A 16,508-nucleotide genomic window follows, 5' to 3' on the forward strand; every position below is an offset into this window, starting at 1 on the left:
ATATGTCGATGAACGATCCTCTCGGCGATATGCTGACCCGCATCCGCAACTCGCAGATGCGGGGCAAGTCCACCGTCCGTACGCCGGCCTCCAAGCTTCGCGCCTGGGTGCTCGATGTGCTGGCCGGCGAGGGCTATATTCGCGGCTACGAGAAGGTGACGGGGGCCAACGGCCTGCCGGAGCTGGAAATCAGCCTGAAATACTTCGAAGGCACACCGGTGATCCGCGAAATCAAGCGCGTGTCGAAGCCGGGCCGTCGGGTCTATGCGAGCGTCAAGGACATTCCGTCCGTTCGCAATGGCCTCGGTGTCTCGATCGTCTCCACGCCGAAGGGCGTGATGTCGGATGCAAGCGCACGGACCGCCAATGTCGGCGGCGAAGTGCTCTGCACCGTATTCTGAGGAGGGCAGGATGTCTCGTATTGGAAAAAGACCGGTCGAGCTGCCCAAGGGCGTGACTGCCTCCGTCTCGGGCCAGACCGTCGAAGTGAAGGGGCCGAAAGGCACCCGCAGCTTCTCGGCCACCGACGATGTGACCATCGCCATCGACGGCGATGCCATCAACGTCACGCCGCGCGGCACCTCGAAGCGGGCGCGCCAGCAGTGGGGCATGTCCCGCTCGATGGTCGCGAACCTCGTCGAGGGCGTGTCGAGCGGTTTCAAGAAAGAGCTTGAGATCAACGGCGTCGGCTACCGGGCCGCGATGCAGGGCAATGTCCTGAAACTGTCGCTCGGCTACAGCCACGAAGTGAATTTCGAGGTGCCGCAGGGCGTGACCGTCACGACCCCGAAGCAGACCGAGATCGTTGTGGAAGGAATCGACCAGCAGCTTGTGGGCCAGGTCGCGGCGAATATCCGCGAATGGCGCGCGCCGGAGCCCTACAAGGGCAAGGGCATCAAGTACAAGGACGAGTACATCTTCCGCAAGGAAGGCAAGAAGAAGTAAGGACGCACATCATGGCAAACAGCAAACGGGATCTGTTCCTCAAGCGCCGCCTGCGCGTCCGGAACAAGCTTCGCAAGATGGCCGACGGGCGCGCGCGTCTTTCGGTCCATCGCTCCTCCAAGAACATCAGCGTGCAGCTGATCGACGACGTCAACGGCGTGACGCTCGCCTCGGCCTCCAGCCTCGAGAAGGATCTGGGTGTCGTCGGCAAGAACAACGTCGAAGCGGCGAAGAAGATCGGTGCGGCGATTGCCGAGCGCGCGAAGAAGGCCGGTGTCGAAGAGTGCTACTTCGACCGCGGCGGCTTCCTCTTCCACGGCAAGATCAAGGCTCTGGCCGATGCCGCCCGCGAAGGTGGTCTGAAGTTCTGACGAAGGCGGGTGGCGCCCAGCGCCGCCCCGATGATCCGGGTCCCCGATCCAGTCGGGGACACCAGGATTGGACCTAACGGCGCGAAGCCGCGCCACCAAGCAAGGAATGCCTCATGGCAGAGAGAGAACAGCGCCGGGACCGTCGCGAGCGCGAGGAAACCCCGGAATTCGCCGATCGCCTCGTCGCGATCAACCGTGTTTCGAAGACCGTGAAGGGTGGCAAGCGCTTCGGTTTCGCGGCCCTCGTGGTGGTCGGTGACCAGCGCGGCCGCGTCGGCTTCGGCAAGGGCAAGGCCAAGGAAGTGCCGGAAGCGATCCGCAAGGCGACCGAGCAGGCCAAGCGCTCCATGATCCGCGTGCCGCTGCGTGACGGCCGCACGCTCCACCACGACATCGAGGGCCGTCATGGCGCCGGTCGCGTCGTGATGCGCACGGCTCCGGCCGGTACCGGGATCATCGCCGGTGGTCCGATGCGCGCCGTGTTCGAGATGCTGGGTGTTGCGGACGTTGTCGCGAAGTCGCTCGGCTCGCAGAACCCCTACAACATGATCCGGGCCACGATCGACGGTCTCAAGCTCGAATCGAGCCCGCGCATGGTCGCGCAGCGTCGCGGCAAGAAGGTTGCGGACATTCTCAAGAAGCCTGAAGCTGAGGCCCCGGCCGAAGCTGCCGAAGCGTGAGGAACGAAGACATGGCCAAGAAAACCATCGTCGTGAAGCAGATCGCTTCCGCCGCCCGCCGCCCGGACATCCAGCGCCGCACCCTGATCGGGCTCGGCCTGAACAAGATCAACCGCACCCGCGAGCTTGAGGACACGCCCTCGATCCGCGGCATGGTCGCGAAGATCCCGCACCTCGTGACGATCGTCGAAGAGCGCGGCTGAGTCGGCGCAAAGAACACCAGAAAAGCGCCCCGGTTCTCCGGGGCGTTTTTTTTGGCATCTGGACACAGATGACCCGGCCGGTGCGATGCCGGGGGGGACTTGTCCACTGCACTTGACCCGGCTGCCTTCGGCGGGTCTTTGGGGGCTGTCACGTGCCCCCGAATGCTGGATCAAATTTTAGATCGCTTTTTGCGCGGGATTGGCGTGAAACTCTACACGCGTGCCCGAACAGGCACGGATTCTGGAGGAGGAAATAATGTCCAGCCCGTATGTGGGGGGGTGCGCGCATCATCGCGTGCGCGCCTCTGCCGAACCGATCGACAACCACGAATGCCATTGCAATGTGTGCAAGAAGGTGACCGGCCAGCACACAACCCATGTGGCGTTCTTCAACCACGGCGACGTGAAGACCGACAACGAGGCCGCAATGAAGCGCGTGCCGTTCAACGCCGACAACCCGAACGGCCCGCTCGAGATCTGCCTTTGTGAGGATTGCGGGGCGGTGCTGATGCTCGACGACAAGCAAAAGCGCATCCGTGTCGCGGTGCCGAACGTGATGGGCTACGACGATGCCAGCTTTCCCAAGGCGACCTATCACGCCTTCTGGGACACGTCCAAAGGCTATCCGAAGCCGACCGATGGGCGTCCGGTCTATGAGGGGCTGCGGCCAGAATTTACCTGGCCCGCAGCAGGGTAGACCCCCGAGCTCGGCACACGCCCTGCGCCGGACGCAATAGTTTCCATGCGTCCGGTGCATGGCGGGGCTGACAGATCGTTGGTGGTCGTCGTTCTGAAGCCGGTTTATCTCTGCGGCAACGAGCTTGGTTGCTTGAGGAGTTGAAAATGCAATTGGTTGAACGGCGTCCCGGCCTTCTGATTGAAGTGATCCGCGCGATCTGCAGCATGGACCGTGTTTTCGCCTGGATCGTGCCGGCCGAACCCGCGCCTTACTGGACGGACTACCTGCGTGAAACGCGCAGCCACCAGTCCTGATATGACCCAGAAAATGTAGCGACGCCCCGGTTCTCCGGGGCGTTTTTCGTTTAGAGTTACCGAGCGAACTGATTCATGGCAGGCGAAGGGCAGGCGGCACGGTGAACTTGGACATTTCGACTCTCGTGCGCGAGTTCGTCACACTTCTCGTCGTCATCGACCCGATAGGAACGCTGCCGGTTTTCTACTTCGCCACGCGGGGTGTGCCGGAAGCGCTCCACTGGCGGTTGGCCGCCCGTGCAGTCGTGGTGGCCGGGTTTGTTCTCTTCTTCTTTCTGGTCGCGGGCCAGTTCCTGCTGGAAGGGGTTGGCCTCCGCCTCGGTTCGTTCCAGATCGCGGGCGGGATCATCCTTTTCCTCTTCGCGCTGACCATGATCTTCGGCGATGCGAAGCCCTCGCGCGAGATCGAGGAGGCGGAGCGTGATCACATGTCCGGCGCTGTCTTCCCGCTGGCGATGCCGTCGATCGCCTCACCGGGAGCGATGCTTGCGGTGGTCATCCTGACCGACAACCACCGCAACACCGTTTCCGATCAGATGGTGACGGGGCTGCTGCTGGTCGCCGTTCTCGCGATTACTCTGGCCGTCTTGCTGCTCGCGCGGCCTTTGAAGCGCGTCATCGGCAATACCGGTGCCAACATCGTCAGCCGGGTGATGGGCATCGTCCTGGCCACGGTTGCGGTGGATTCCGTCCTGAACGGGTTCGATGCCCTCGGTGTCCTTGCCCTCCCGGAGGGGGGGATGGTAACAGAGGAATAGAGCGCAGCGGGCCTTGATCCGTGGGCCCAACACGTCTATACGCCCCCGGTGGCCCCGAGGGCCCGACTCAACAAGCAAGAAATGCCGTGTGGTCCCATCCGTCGCTGGCGGGGCTCTTCCGGCGAAGGAGAAGCGACATGAAACTGAATGAACTCCGGGACAATCCCGGCGCCGCCAAGAAATCCAAGCGCGTCGCGCGCGGTCCCGGTTCGGGCAAGGGCAAGACTGCCGGCCGTGGTATCAAGGGTCAGAAGTCCCGTTCGGGCGTGGCCATCGGCGGCTATGAAGGCGGCCAGATGCCGCTCTACCGGCGTCTGCCGAAGCGCGGCTTCAACAAGCCGAACGCCAAGAAATTCGCCGTCGTCAACCTCGGCCTGATCCAGAAATTCGTCGAAGCCGGCAAGCTTGACGCGAAGAACGAGATCACCGAGGACGTGCTGGTCGCGGCCGGCATCGTTCGCCGCAAACTCGACGGTATCCGCGTTCTCGCGAAGGGCGAGGTCTCGTCCAAGCTGAAGCTCGCCGTAACCGGCGCTTCGAAAGCCGCGATTGCCGCGGTCGAGAAGGCTGGCGGCTCGCTTTCGGTCACGACTGCGACGGCGGCTGAATAAGTTGTTGTGGGCGGCGGTCGCGCCGCTTACATACACACAAGTTTTCCTAGCGCCGCCGACCGGGAAACGGTTCGGCGGCGCTGTCCATGAAAGAGACTGGTATGGCATCTGCTGCAGAGCAAATGGCGGCGAACCTGAGCTGGGGGGCCCTCGGCAAGGCCACCGATCTTCGCCAACGCATCTTCTTCACCCTCGGTCTGCTGATCGTCTACCGTCTTGGCACCTATATCCCGGTGCCGGGGATCGACGCAGAGGCGCTCAGGAAGTTCATGGAAAGCGCCACTCAGGGCATCGGCGGCATGCTGCAGATGTTCACCGGCGGTGCGCTCGGCCGGATGGGGATCTTCGCCCTCGGCATCATGCCCTATATCTCCGCCTCGATCATCGTCCAGCTTCTGACGGCGATGGTTCCCGCGCTTGACCAGCTGAAGAAGGAAGGCGAGCAGGGTCGAAAGAAGATCAACCAGTATACCCGCTACGGCACGGTGGTTCTCGCCACGTTCCAGGCCTACGGCCTTGCCCGCAGCCTGGAGGCGGGAGATCTGGCGCACGATCCCGGGCTTTTCTTTCAGGCGGCGACCGTTGTTACCCTTGTCGGCGGGACGATGTTCCTGATGTGGCTTGGCGAGCAGATCACCGCCCGTGGCATCGGCAACGGCACCTCTCTCATCATCTTCGTCGGTATCGTGGCGGGCATCCCCGGCGCGCTGGCGCAGTTCTTCGAACAGGGCCGGATCGGAGCGATCTCCGCCCCGGTGATTATCGGCGTGATCCTGATGGTCATCGCGGTGATCGCCTTCGTTGTCTTCATGGAGCGGGCGCTGAGGAAGATCCATATTCAGTATCCGCGCCGGCAGGTCGGGATGAAGGTCTATGACGGCTCGTCCAGCCACCTGCCGATCAAGGTCAACCCGGCGGGCGTCATCCCCGCGATCTTCGCCTCGTCGCTGCTGCTGCTGCCGACCACGATCTCGACCTTCTCCGGCTCGCAGACCGGTCCGATCATGTCGACGATCCTGGCCTATTTCGGTCCAGGCCAGCCTCTCTACCTTCTGTTCTTCACGGCGATGATCGTCTTCTTCGCCTACTTCTACACTGCCAACGTGGCGTTCAAGTCGGATGACGTGGCAGAGAATCTGAAGAACCAGGGTGGCTTCATTCCCGGGATCCGTCCGGGCGCGAAGACGGTCGACTACCTCGACTACGTCGTGGCGCGGGTGCTCGTGGTGGGCTCGGCCTACCTTGCTGCCGTCTGCCTTCTGCCGGAGATCCTGCGCGCGCAACTCGCGGTTCCGTTCTATTTCGGCGGCACCTCGGTCCTGATCGTCGTCAGCGTGACGATGGACACGATCAACCAGATCCAGTCGCATCTCTTGGCGCATCAGTACGAAGGGCTTATTGAAAAGTCCCAGTTGCGCGGGAAAAAGCGCGGTGGGGCGCGGAAGGCTCCGACCCGTCGCTAAGGGGGACACCAATGACGAACATCATTCTGCTCGGGCCGCCGGGGGCGGGCAAGGGAACTCAGGCCCGCCGTCTGGTGGAAGAACGCGGGATGGTGCAGCTGTCCACCGGCGACATGCTGAAAGAGGCGATCGCCGACGGCACCGAACTTGGCCGCAAGGTCGAGGGGATCATGGCGCGCGGCGAGCTTGTGACCGATGAGATCGTTATCGGCCTGATCGACGAGAAGATGAAATCCGCCAAGGGGTCTGGATTCATCTTCGACGGGTTCCCGCGCACGCTGCCTCAGGCGGATGCGCTGGCCGACCTCCTCGACCGGTCGGGCCAGTCGCTGGGCGCGGTGATCGAGATGCGGGTCGACGACGAGGCGCTTGTCGACCGCATCGCCGGGCGTTTTACCTGCGGCAATTGCGGCGAGGTCTATCACAAGACGACCAAGCCGACCGCCAAGGAAGGCGCCTGCGACGTCTGCGGTTCGCACGATCTTCGCCACCGCGCCGACGACAATCCCGAGACGCTGAAACAGCGGCTGATGGAATACTACAAGAAGACCTCGCCGCTGATTGGCTATTACTACCACGACGGCAAGCTCGCCCCCGTCGACGGGCTGGCCGAGATCGACGATGTGGCCAAATCGATTGCGGTTGTGCTGGATCGGACCGCCGCGTCTTGACGCGGCGGTGGAAACCCACTAGGTCACGGCGTCTCGATTGAGAATCGTCTTGATTTGCTGGGGTTTTGACCTCGACGAATCAAACCGGAAGAAGCCGGCCCGAAGGTCTCGTGCCCTCGGGCCAGTGTTGTGAAAAAAGGTTCCGGCGCTACGGAACCGCAACGAAAGGAAAATACGCGTGGCACGTATTGCTGGCGTCAACATTCCGACGGGGAAACGCGTCCCCATCGCCCTTCAGTATATCCACGGCATCGGTAACGATATCGCCCACAAGATCTGTGAGGCCGTGAAGATCGAACCGGCGCGTCGTGTGAACGAACTTTCCGACGCCGAAGTGCTCGCAATCCGCGAACATATCGACGCCAACTACACGGTCGAGGGTGACCTTCGCCGCGAAGTCCAGATGAACATCAAGCGTCTGATGGACCTCGGCTGCTACCGCGGTCTGCGCCATCGCCGCAACCTGCCGGTGCGCGGTCAGCGGACCCACACCAACGCTCGTACCCGCAAAGGCCCCGCGAAGGCCATTGCCGGCAAGAAGAAATAAGGGGGCGTTGAGAAATGGCACGCGATAAGACCCGCATGAAGAAAAAGGAACGCAAGAACATCGCCGCTGGCGTTGCTCATGTGAACTCCTCGTTCAACAACACCAAGATCCTCATCTCCGACGTTCAGGGCAACGCGATTGCCTGGTCCTCGGCCGGTACGATGGGCTTCAAGGGCTCGCGCAAGTCGACGCCCTATGCCGCCCAGATGGCCGCCGAAGACGCCGGCCGCAAGGCGCAGGATCACGGCGTGAAGACCCTCGAGGTCGAAGTTCAGGGCCCCGGTTCGGGCCGTGAATCGGCGCTGCGCGCTCTGGCCGCCGTCGGCTTCAACATCACCTCGATCCGTGATGTGACGCCGATCGCGCATAACGGCTGCCGTCCGCCGAAGCGCCGCCGCGTCTGACGACTTTATCAGCGCCCCGGGCCGTGCTGTCGCGCGGCCCGGGTCGCTTTCGTTTATATTCCTCGGGCGTTCCCGGATTTCGGACATGGGCCGGGAACAGGTATGGAGGCAGAACGCATGATCCACAAGAATTGGGCCGAACTGATCAAGCCGCAGCAGCTTGATGTGAAGCCGGGCAACGATCCGCAGCGTCAGGCGACGCTCGTGGCCGAACCGCTGGAGCGTGGCTTTGGCCTGACGCTCGGCAACGCGCTGCGCCGCGTGTTGATGTCGTCACTTCAGGGCGCGGCCATCACCTCGGTCCAGATCGACAACGTCCTGCACGAGTTTTCCTCGGTCGCCGGTGTGCGTGAGGACGTCACAGACATCGTTCTGAATCTCAAGGGCGTCAGCCTGAAGATGGAAGTCGAGGGGCCGAAGCGCCTGTCGATCTCCGCCAAGGGTCCGGGCGTCGTCACCGCCGGCGACATCTCGGAATCGAACGGCATCGAGGTTCTGAACAAGGACCACGTGATCTGCCACCTCGACGAGGGTGCCGACCTCTTCATGGAACTGACGGTCGATACCGGCAAGGGCTATGTCGCGGCCGACAAGAACCGCCCCGAAGACGCTCCGATCGGCCTGATCCCGATCGACGCGATCTACTCGCCGGTCAAGAAGGTGTCGTACGAGGTCCAGCCGACCCGCGAGGGCCAGGTGCTCGACTACGACAAGCTGACGATGAAGATCGAAACCGACGGCTCGCTGACGCCGGATGACGCGGTGGCCTATGCCGCCCGCATCCTGCAGGACCAGCTTGGCATCTTCGTGAACTTCGAAGAGCCGGAAGCCGCCGGCAAGGGCGAGGCCGAGGAAGGGCTGGAGTTCAACCCGCTCCTGCTCAAGAAGGTCGACGAGCTCGAACTGTCGGTGCGCTCGGCGAACTGCCTCAAGAACGACAACATCGTCTATATCGGCGATCTCATCCAGAAGACCGAAGCGGAGATGCTCCGCACCCCGAACTTCGGCCGCAAGTCGCTCAACGAGATCAAGGAAGTGCTCTCGGGCATGGGCCTGCACCTCGGCATGGATGTCGAGGACTGGCCGCCGGAGAACATCGAGGATCTCGCCAAGCGGTTCGAAGACCAGTTCTGATTGACTTCGAGGGGGCCGTGACCTAAACGGCCCCCCGAAATGCCCGCGCTGGCGGGGAAGACCCGGGCGATGAGCCCCAAGGAGAGCGGACCGAGGACCACGGCCGCCGGACAAAGCAAAACGCTAAACGGAGTTGAAAAATGCGTCACGCTCGCGGCTACCGCCGTCTGAACCGCACCCATGAGCACCGCAAGGCGCTCTTCGCCAACATGGCCGGGTCGCTCATCGAACACGAACAGATCAAGACCACCCTTCCGAAGGCGAAGGAACTGCGTCCGATCATTGAAAAGCTGATCACGCTGGCCAAGCGGGGCGACCTTCACGCCCGTCGTCAGGCCGCGGCGCAGCTCAAGCAAGACATGCATGTCGCGCGCCTCTTCGAGGTTCTCGGCCCGCGCTACAAGGAGCGTCAGGGCGGCTACGTCCGCGTCTTGAAGGCCGGTTTCCGCTACGGTGACATGGCGCCGATGGCGATCATCGAATTCGTCGACCGCGACCCCGCGGCGAAGGGCGCTGCCGACAAGGCACGCCTTGAGGCCGAGGAAGCGGCAGAATCCTGATACTGCCGGCGGAAGTTCTGAAAGAGAAAACCCCGTCAGTTTCCTGGCGGGGTTTTTCGCGTCTTGGTGATCTGGCTGGTCGCGCAATCCTTGCGCGAGGTCAGTTCGGCTCGAAACGAACGCTCCGCCGGTCCGCGCTCAGTTTCGCGGCGATGGCGTCAATCATGCCCGAAAGCTGCGCGTCCGCGACGGGCGTCGCACCAACGAATTCCAGCAGGTCTGCGCGTGCCGATTCGGGCAGTCGCATGAGTTTGGTAAAAAGACCGGGATTGATCGTACGCAAAGTGTTAACCCTCAAATATGCCGAAAGTGATGCACAATTTACGGTTGACCAGAACTAAAGCAACTTGTCTAAAAGGACATGTCCGGAATGCCCACGCTTGATCCCATCCTGCATACGCTGTCGCTCATGGCGCCGGCCGGATACTTCATCGGCCTGCACATCCGTTATGCGTCTCCGCTCATGCAATTTTCGAACTACAATCAGGATTGGCTGGATCACTACACCGAGAAAGCCTACGCGCTTCGCGACCCCACGATCGCTTGGGGGTTCAGCACCGAAGGTGCCAGCCGGTGGGCCGACATCGGTATTCCGGACCCGTTCGGATTGTTTCAGGAGGCCAAGCGCTTTGGCCTGACTTACGGGATGACTGTCTCCTGCGGCCCCGTCAGATCGCGGACGATTTCGAGTTTCGCACGGTCGGATCGCGATTTCCTCGACGAGGAGATCGACAAGATCGCGCATCTGGTTCGGCGCCTCCACGACATCACGGAGCCGCCTGAAAGTCTAACGACGGCTCAGATCGAGGCCCTGCGGCTGATTGCGGCGGGGGATCGGCACGCGGCGGCAGCGGCCAAACTGAACATATCCGAGAGTGCGCTCAAGGCGCGTCTGATGTCCGCGCGGCAGAGACTGCTCGCCCGTACAACGGCAGAGGCGATCCAGCGCGCCAAGGATTACAGGCTGTTGTAACCAGATGTCGATCTTTCCATTGCATGCAGGGCTCGAGGAACCAACCAAGCGGGAGACCACGCATGCACACCACCGTTCTGTCCTTCGAAAATCTCCATAACCACGGAGAGTTGTTCGCGAACCTCTTTCGGGCGCGAAAGCAGTCCTTCATCGTCGAGAAGCAGTGGAACCTGCCCGAGGCGCTCGACATGGAGTACGATCAGTACGACACGCCGGCAAGCCGCTGGATCGCCATCCACGACGAGGTGGGCCAGGTCTATGCGGGCATCCGGCTGACGCCGACGACCGCGCGCTGCGGCATCTACAGCTACATGATCCGCGATGCGCAGCGCGGGCTCCTCTCCTCCCTGTCGCCCGATCTCCTCCACGAGGAGGCGCCGGTCGATCCGTACGTCTGGGAATGCACCCGCGTCTTCGTCCTCCACTCGACGCCGCAAATGATCCGGCGCCGGGTGCACGGCTACATGGTCGCCGCGATGGTAAAATCGGCGCGGGAGCTTGGCGCCACGCAGCTGATCGCGATCACGCCCGCGAACTGGCCGCGGTGGTATGGCCGCTGCGGATTGACCGCAGCCGCGATGGGCCCGGTGATGTTCATCGACGATGGCGACTACCAATGCGTCCGGATTGACCTGTCGGCCAAGATGCATTGAACCGGCCCCGGCCGGATAGGGATCGCGTCGGATTGTCGGGCATGTTCGCGTCTTCCGCCGTCCCGCTGCGGAGAGTATGGTCGCCATCATGTCCGACCTTTTCGACATCGCCGCCGATCCGTCCGCGCCCGCGGCCTCCCGCCCGCTCGCCGACCGGTTGCGTCCGGTGTCGCTCTCGGATGTGATCGGGCAGGAAAAGGTCCTGTCCCCCGACGGGCCGCTCGGCGCGATGCTCGGGGCCGGAAGCCTGTCGTCCCTGATCCTCTGGGGGCCGCCCGGTGTCGGCAAGACCACCATCGCGCGGCTTCTCGCGGATGCGACCGATCTCGCCTTCGTCCAAATCAGCGCGATCTTCACCGGTGTGCCGGAACTCCGCAAGGTCTTCGAGGCCGCAAAGCTGCGCCGGCAGCAGGGGCGCGGCACCCTGCTTTTCGTCGACGAGATTCACCGTTTCAACAAGGCCCAACAGGATGGATTCCTGCCGCATATGGAGGACGGAACGATCCTTCTCGTCGGCGCCACGACCGAGAACCCCTCGTTCGAGCTGAACGCGGCGCTTCTGAGCCGGGCGCAGGTGATCGTGCTGGAACGGCTGACACCAGCCGATCTCGAACGGCTGGCGCAGCGGGCGGAAAAGGAGCTGGGAAAGGCTCTGCCCCTCAAAGCCGAGGCGCGCGCGGCACTGATCGAGATGGCCGACGGCGACGGCCGCGCACTCCTGAACCTGATCGAGCAGGTCGTCGCCTGGAAGATAGAGGCGCCGCTGACCACAGAGGCGCTGTCGCAACGCCTGATGCGCCGGGCGGCGAAATACGACAAGTCCGGGGAGGAGCATTACAACCTCATCTCCGCGCTCCACAAATCCGTGCGCGGATCCGATCCCGATGCGGCGCTTTACTGGTTCGCCCGGATGCTCGAAGGCGGCGAGGATCCGCGCTTTCTCGCGCGCCGGATCACGCGGATGTCGGTCGAGGATATCGGCCTTGCCGATCCGCAGGCGCAGACGATCTGCCTCCATGCCTGGGAGGTCTACGAGCGGCTCGGCAGCCCGGAGGGCGAACTGGCGCTCGCGCAGGCGGTGACCTATCTCGCGCTCGCGCCGAAATCGAATGCCGGCTACGTCGCCTACAAGGCCGCCCGCGACAGCGCCCGCAAGACCGGGTCGGAGCCGCCGCCAAAGCATATCCTGAACGCCCCCACGAGGCTGATGAAGGAGCAGGGCTACGGCGCGGGCTATGCCTACGACCACGATACCGAGGACGGATTCTCGGGGCAGAACTATTTCCCCGAAGCCATGAAACGCCCGGTCTACTACCAGCCCGTCGAGCGCGGCTACGAGCGCGAACTGAAAAAACGCCTCGACTGGTTCGCGAAGCTCCGCGACAAGCGCGGTTCCTGAGCTTCATCTTGCCGGAAATATCCGGCGTTATGTATCAAACGCACCAAGCCGGGCGGGGGTCAATGAAATGCCTCCACAAGAGGTTCGGGTTGGTGCAACCTCCACTCATGCGAAAGATCGAAAAGCTGAATCGGTTTCGGTCCGGCTTGGAATGGCGCTGGTCGCTTGGGGCGGCGATTTAGGGGCTGGCTTTCCCGGCATCAAGTTTCGTCCTCCCAGCTTGGGCGGCAAGGGCGGCTGGCGTGTTTTCTGACTATGCAGCGCTGTCGTGGGTTGCGGCTGGTTTTGCGGGCCTTTTCATATACGCGCTCTGCGTTGTGCTGTACGGGTTCGGGCATACGAACACGGTGGAGTCCTTCTTCTCGCGCCTGCATCGCCCTGCTTCAGGATGAACGCCTTCTGCGCCTCCGTGAGCTTCGATGCCTTCATGCGAGTCTGCTCCTCTCCCAGCCAGGGAAACGTAGCCGAAATCTCCAGCTTCAAGCGGTCCAGTTTTCAGGGGTCACAGAACGGGGCGTCACGTCCCGCCGAACAGGCGCTCGCGGATGTAGGCTCCAAGAGCCTGACCCGCAGCATCATGCTCCAGAATCCCGCGCTCATCGAAGCTGAGGCGCAGCGGGAACGGTGCAGGTATGCTGTCTGCTTTCTTGTTGGCTAAGTCATTGAAATCATTTTTTGGATACTTCATGTTCACGCTCCCGACCGTCAAGGTCCAGTTGCGCGAGATGGCGTTCCCAACACTGTAGGACTGCAAATAGACGGTTCGATTCCTCTCCCGTCAGGTCCACCAAAACATCCTTCGACCTTACCCTGTTCTCGTCGGGTTACTGACCCCACGGCGGCGGCTCTGGCGCCGACTGCCGCCAGGATGAGGGCCCTGCTGGTCGCCCGGCGGGCGAATGCGATCGTGCGGCGGGATGCGTCGTCGGTTGGTTCACCCCAGCAACAGGATCTGGACATCCGCGACATTGGTTCCGGTCGCGCCGGTGACCAACAGATCGCCCGCCAGTTTCAGGGCCGCGTGACTGTCGTTGTTCGAAAGGAGCCCTTCGGGAGAGCCGCCCGCCGCGCGGATGCGCTCCGTGGTGCCGGCATCGACGATGCCGCCGGCGGCGTCGGTCGGGCCGTCGCGGCCATCGGTTCCGCCGGAGAGGAAGACCCAATCCCGGCCGAGGTCCGGCATGGTCATGGCCACGCGCAAGGCAAGCTCCTGGTTACGGCCGCCGAGGCCGGACCCCTTGAGCGTCACCGTCGTTTCGCCGCCGAAGATCAGGCGGGCCGGGTGGCCTTTCCGGGCAGCCGTCGCGGCGGCCACGATCGACGTGGCGGCCCCGGACACGTCGCCGGTCAGATGGTCGTTCACGATGACCGCGTCGGGACCGGCGGCAGCGACCATCGCTTCAAGGCTTTTCCGGTTCGATCCGATGAGCAGGTTATGCGCCGCGGGCAGCGGTTCTTCGGCCGCGTCGCTGGTGAGGAGCGCCTGCGCCGGCTCCGGCAAGCGGGGCCAGAGGCCGCGCGTTTGCAGCAGATCGCGGGCCTCCTGCCGGGTGCCGATGGGCGCGACCGTCGGTCCCGACGCGACGACGCGAAGATCGTCGCCGACCACGTCCGAGAGAATGTAGGCGGTTACCGGCGCCGGGGCGGCGCGGCGCAGGAATCCGCCGCCTTTCAGGCGCGACAGATGCTGACGCACGAGATTGATTTCGGTGATCTCGAATCCGTTTGCCAGAAGCAGGCGATTGACCTCGGCCTTGTCGGCAAGCGTCTGGGTGCCGGCCGGCGCGGGCAAGAGCGCCGATCCGCCGCCGGAGATCAGGGCGATGACCCGGTCGGCGGCGGTGGCGGACGTCAGCATCCGCTCCACCGCCTCGGCGGCGCGGATGCCGTTCTCGTCGGGCACGGGGTGACCAGCGGCGAAGACCGTCGCGCCGGGCAGGTCGCGGGCGTTCTCGTAGTTCGTGACCACGATCATGTGATAGGGGACGCCCTCCAGATGCTCCTTGAGGAGGGTCGCCATCGGAATCGCGGCCTTGCCCAGCGCGATGACATGCAGGACGCCCCCCGGCCCGGGGCGCGGCAGGGGCGCTTTCGCGAGCGCCGCCTGAAGCGCCTGAGCGGGATCCGCGGCAAGGCAAGCGACCGCAAAGAGCTCCCTCGCCTTGTCGCGTAAGGTGGTCAATCGTTCAGCCCTCCGAAATCTGCCGCGCCTTCTCGACCAGGACTTCGGCCTGGCGAATGGACGCGTAATCGATGAGGCGGCCGTCGAGGGACACGGCCCCTTTGCCTTCGGCCGCCGCTTGTTCCATGGCCTTGAGGATCCTCTGTGCCTTCGTGACCTCGGCCTCCGACGGGCTCATGACCTCGTTGGCGAGCGCGATCTGCGACGGGTGGATGGCCCATTTGCCCTCGCACCCCAGAACGGCGGCCCGTTTCGCGGCGGCGCGGTAGCCGTCGGGGTCCGAAAAATCGCCGAACGGCCCGTCGACCGGGCGCAAGCCGTTGGCGCGGGCGGCGACGACCATCCGGGCCAGCGCATAGTGCCACATGTCGCCCCAGTGGACCGCGCGGCTGCCATCCTCGGCCGCGTCGGTCAGGACCGAGTAATCGGGGTTCACGCCGCCGATGATCGTGGTGCGGGCGCGGGTGGAGGCGGCATAGTCGGCGACGCCGAAATGCAGGCTTTCGTTGCGCTTCGATGCGCCGGCGATTTCCGAGACGTTCTGCATGCCGAGCGCCGTCTCGATGATGTGCTCGAAGCCGATGCGCTTCTTGTAGCCCCTGGCGTCCTCGATCTGCGTGACCAGCATGTCGACGGCATAGACGTCGGCGGCGGTTCCGACCTTCGGGATCATGATCAGGTCGAGTCGCTCGCCGGCCTGTTCGACCACGTCGACGACGTCGCGATACATGTAGTGCGTGTCCAGCCCGTTGATTCGCACCGACATCGTTTTGCGGCCCCAGTCGATCTCGTTCAGGGCCTTGATGATGTTCTTGCGCGCCTGCGCCTTGTCGTCCGGCGCGACCGCGTCCTCGAGATCGAGAAAGATCACATCCGCTTCGGATTGCGCTGCTTTTTCAAACATTTGCGGCGCGCTGCCGGGAACGGCGAGTTCGCTGCGGTTCAGTCGGGCCGGGGCCTGCTGGATGACGTGGAAGGACATCTGAACGCTCCTTGCGTTGGGGGTGTCGGGACTGGCTACAAGCCATCGGCGAAAGCGACGTTTCCAGTCAAGAATAAAATTTTCATGACGCTCCGGCGCTCCGGACCTTCAGAAATCCCCTCTCGACGCCCGGTTGGCATAGTAGAAGGCAATGGCCTGTGTCCGGTTCTTCACCGACAGTTTTTCGAACAAGTTCGACAGATGGAACTTGACCGTGTTCGTGCTGATGTCGAATTCCCTGGACAGTTCGCGGTTGGTCAGGCCCTTCGACAGGGCCTCCAACAGCGCCCGCTCGCGCCGCGACAGTTGCTCGATCGGGTCCTGCTGCAGCTTGCGCACGTCGAGGAAGGGGAAGACCATCTGCCCCTTGGCGACCGAAAGACAGGTTTCCAGAAGCCGCTCCACCGATCCGGACCGCGCGGCAAAGCCCGCCGCGCCGGCGGACATCGCCTTGCGAGGGGTGTCCGAGCTTTCGTCGCCATAGACCACGAGGCGCGGCGCGTTCGGATGTTCGCGCAGCACCTCGATCAGCTTGGCGCCGCCGAGGGCGGGCAGGTTCCAGTCGATCACGCCCACCTGGACCGGCATCCGCATCACCGTGCCAAGGAAGCCCTCGGCCGTCGCGGACGTGGCGACGAGAGAGAATCGGGCATCCTTGCCGACAATCTCGGACATCGCCGTCAGCACCAGCGGATTGCTGTCCGCTAACATGACGGTCACGGGCAATTCCCCGATATTTTGCATCGCTTTCGGCACGGTTTTCCCTAAATACTACCCATATTGGCAGGGTGTTTCATCGTATACAATGGCATATCAACCTCTTTGGATAGGTTTTTACCAATCCAAATAGATGCCCAAAAGCAGGATATAGGAATATTGCGGGATTTGTCGATCACGGTTTTCATCAGACACAGGAAAGTTGATCGCAGGGAAACGTGAGGGCGATCGGACTTGATCTGACCGATGTGCTGTCGGGGTA

General features: G+C 63.2%; 22 protein-coding genes. 18 read left to right on the forward strand and 4 right to left on the reverse strand.

Annotated elements, in window-relative coordinates:
* Window positions 1–2: 2 nt before the first annotated feature.
* From rpsH to V5734_RS05460, 18 genes are all read left to right on the forward strand, one after another.
* Window positions 3–401: a 30S ribosomal protein S8 gene (rpsH, locus tag V5734_RS05375; RefSeq protein ID WP_347312476.1), complete on the forward strand. Its 399-nt coding sequence runs from the start codon at window positions 3–5 to the stop codon at window positions 399–401.
* A 10-nt stretch (window positions 402–411) separates the two neighbouring features.
* Window positions 412–945, forward strand: coding sequence for a 50S ribosomal protein L6 (gene rplF / locus V5734_RS05380; protein WP_347312477.1), 534 nt, complete (start codon window positions 412–414; stop codon window positions 943–945).
* An 11-nt stretch (window positions 946–956) separates the two neighbouring features.
* On the forward strand, window positions 957–1,316 hold the full coding sequence (gene rplR, locus V5734_RS05385; RefSeq protein WP_347312478.1) for a 50S ribosomal protein L18: 360 nt from the start codon (window positions 957–959) through the stop codon (window positions 1,314–1,316).
* Between the two features lie 113 nt (window positions 1,317–1,429).
* Window positions 1,430–1,996 carry a 30S ribosomal protein S5 gene (rpsE, locus tag V5734_RS05390; protein WP_347312479.1) on the forward strand — a complete coding sequence of 189 codons (567 nt, stop codon included), beginning with the start codon at window positions 1,430–1,432 and terminating at the stop codon, window positions 1,994–1,996.
* Window positions 1,997–2,007: 11 nt separating this feature from the next.
* Entirely contained in the window at window positions 2,008–2,199 is a 192-nt protein-coding gene (gene rpmD / locus V5734_RS05395) for a 50S ribosomal protein L30 (protein ID WP_347312480.1), read from the forward strand.
* Window positions 2,200–2,455: 256 nt separating this feature from the next.
* Window positions 2,456–2,896, forward strand: coding sequence for a GFA family protein (locus tag V5734_RS05400; protein WP_347312481.1), 441 nt, complete (start codon window positions 2,456–2,458; stop codon window positions 2,894–2,896).
* Between the two features lie 146 nt (window positions 2,897–3,042).
* Window positions 3,043–3,192 (forward strand): hypothetical protein, encoded by a 150-nt coding sequence (locus V5734_RS05405; protein WP_347312482.1) that lies wholly within the window; start codon window positions 3,043–3,045, stop codon window positions 3,190–3,192.
* 101 nt (window positions 3,193–3,293) lie between these two features.
* On the forward strand, window positions 3,294–3,950 hold the full coding sequence (locus V5734_RS05410; protein WP_432759666.1) for a MarC family protein: 657 nt from the start codon (window positions 3,294–3,296) through the stop codon (window positions 3,948–3,950).
* Between the two features lie 137 nt (window positions 3,951–4,087).
* Window positions 4,088–4,561, forward strand: coding sequence for a 50S ribosomal protein L15 (gene rplO, locus V5734_RS05415; RefSeq protein WP_347312484.1), 474 nt, complete (start codon window positions 4,088–4,090; stop codon window positions 4,559–4,561).
* Window positions 4,562–4,662: 101 nt separating this feature from the next.
* The gene (secY, locus tag V5734_RS05420; protein ID WP_347312485.1) at window positions 4,663–6,024 is read left to right on the forward strand and encodes a preprotein translocase subunit SecY; all 1,362 of its coding nucleotides are present in this window, start codon (window positions 4,663–4,665) and stop codon (window positions 6,022–6,024) included.
* 11 nt (window positions 6,025–6,035) lie between these two features.
* A complete protein-coding gene (locus V5734_RS05425) occupies window positions 6,036–6,695 on the forward strand; it encodes an adenylate kinase (RefSeq protein ID WP_347312486.1) in 660 nt (219 codons plus the stop codon).
* 178 nt (window positions 6,696–6,873) lie between these two features.
* Complete coding sequence (gene rpsM / locus V5734_RS05430; protein WP_347312487.1) at window positions 6,874–7,242, forward strand: 30S ribosomal protein S13; 369 nt, start codon at window positions 6,874–6,876, stop codon at window positions 7,240–7,242.
* A gap of 14 nt (window positions 7,243–7,256) precedes the next feature.
* Window positions 7,257–7,646, forward strand: a complete 390-nt coding sequence (rpsK, locus tag V5734_RS05435) for a 30S ribosomal protein S11 (RefSeq protein ID WP_347312488.1) — start codon at window positions 7,257–7,259, stop codon at window positions 7,644–7,646.
* 117 nt (window positions 7,647–7,763) lie between these two features.
* Window positions 7,764–8,780, forward strand: coding sequence for a DNA-directed RNA polymerase subunit alpha (locus V5734_RS05440; RefSeq protein ID WP_347312489.1), 1,017 nt, complete (start codon window positions 7,764–7,766; stop codon window positions 8,778–8,780).
* 140 nt (window positions 8,781–8,920) lie between these two features.
* Window positions 8,921–9,340 (forward strand): 50S ribosomal protein L17, encoded by a 420-nt coding sequence (rplQ, locus tag V5734_RS05445; protein ID WP_347312490.1) that lies wholly within the window; start codon window positions 8,921–8,923, stop codon window positions 9,338–9,340.
* A 361-nt stretch (window positions 9,341–9,701) separates the two neighbouring features.
* A complete protein-coding gene (locus tag V5734_RS05450) occupies window positions 9,702–10,313 on the forward strand; it encodes a helix-turn-helix transcriptional regulator (protein WP_347312491.1) in 612 nt (203 codons plus the stop codon).
* A 62-nt stretch (window positions 10,314–10,375) separates the two neighbouring features.
* Window positions 10,376–10,966: an acyl-homoserine-lactone synthase gene (locus tag V5734_RS05455; protein WP_347312492.1), complete on the forward strand. Its 591-nt coding sequence runs from the start codon at window positions 10,376–10,378 to the stop codon at window positions 10,964–10,966.
* 88 nt (window positions 10,967–11,054) lie between these two features.
* Window positions 11,055–12,365: a replication-associated recombination protein A gene (locus V5734_RS05460; RefSeq protein WP_347312493.1), complete on the forward strand. Its 1,311-nt coding sequence runs from the start codon at window positions 11,055–11,057 to the stop codon at window positions 12,363–12,365.
* A 517-nt stretch (window positions 12,366–12,882) separates the two neighbouring features.
* Here V5734_RS05460 and V5734_RS05465 read toward each other — a convergent pair.
* From V5734_RS05465 to V5734_RS05480, 4 genes are all read right to left on the reverse strand, one after another.
* Window positions 12,883–13,053 (reverse strand): hypothetical protein, encoded by a 171-nt coding sequence (locus V5734_RS05465; protein ID WP_347312494.1) that lies wholly within the window; start codon window positions 13,051–13,053, stop codon window positions 12,883–12,885.
* 246 nt (window positions 13,054–13,299) lie between these two features.
* The gene (locus tag V5734_RS05470; RefSeq protein ID WP_347312495.1) at window positions 13,300–14,547 is read right to left on the reverse strand and encodes a glycerate kinase type-2 family protein; all 1,248 of its coding nucleotides are present in this window, start codon (window positions 14,545–14,547) and stop codon (window positions 13,300–13,302) included.
* A gap of 4 nt (window positions 14,548–14,551) precedes the next feature.
* A complete protein-coding gene (locus V5734_RS05475) occupies window positions 14,552–15,529 on the reverse strand; it encodes an HpcH/HpaI aldolase/citrate lyase family protein (RefSeq protein WP_347312496.1) in 978 nt (325 codons plus the stop codon).
* Between the two features lie 108 nt (window positions 15,530–15,637).
* Window positions 15,638–16,240, reverse strand: coding sequence for a response regulator transcription factor (locus tag V5734_RS05480; RefSeq protein ID WP_347313579.1), 603 nt, complete (start codon window positions 16,238–16,240; stop codon window positions 15,638–15,640).
* Between the last annotated feature and the right edge of the window lie 268 nt (window positions 16,241–16,508).

Source organism: Defluviimonas sp. SAOS-178_SWC, assembly GCF_039830135.1.
Lineage (GTDB): Bacteria > Pseudomonadota > Alphaproteobacteria > Rhodobacterales > Rhodobacteraceae > Albidovulum.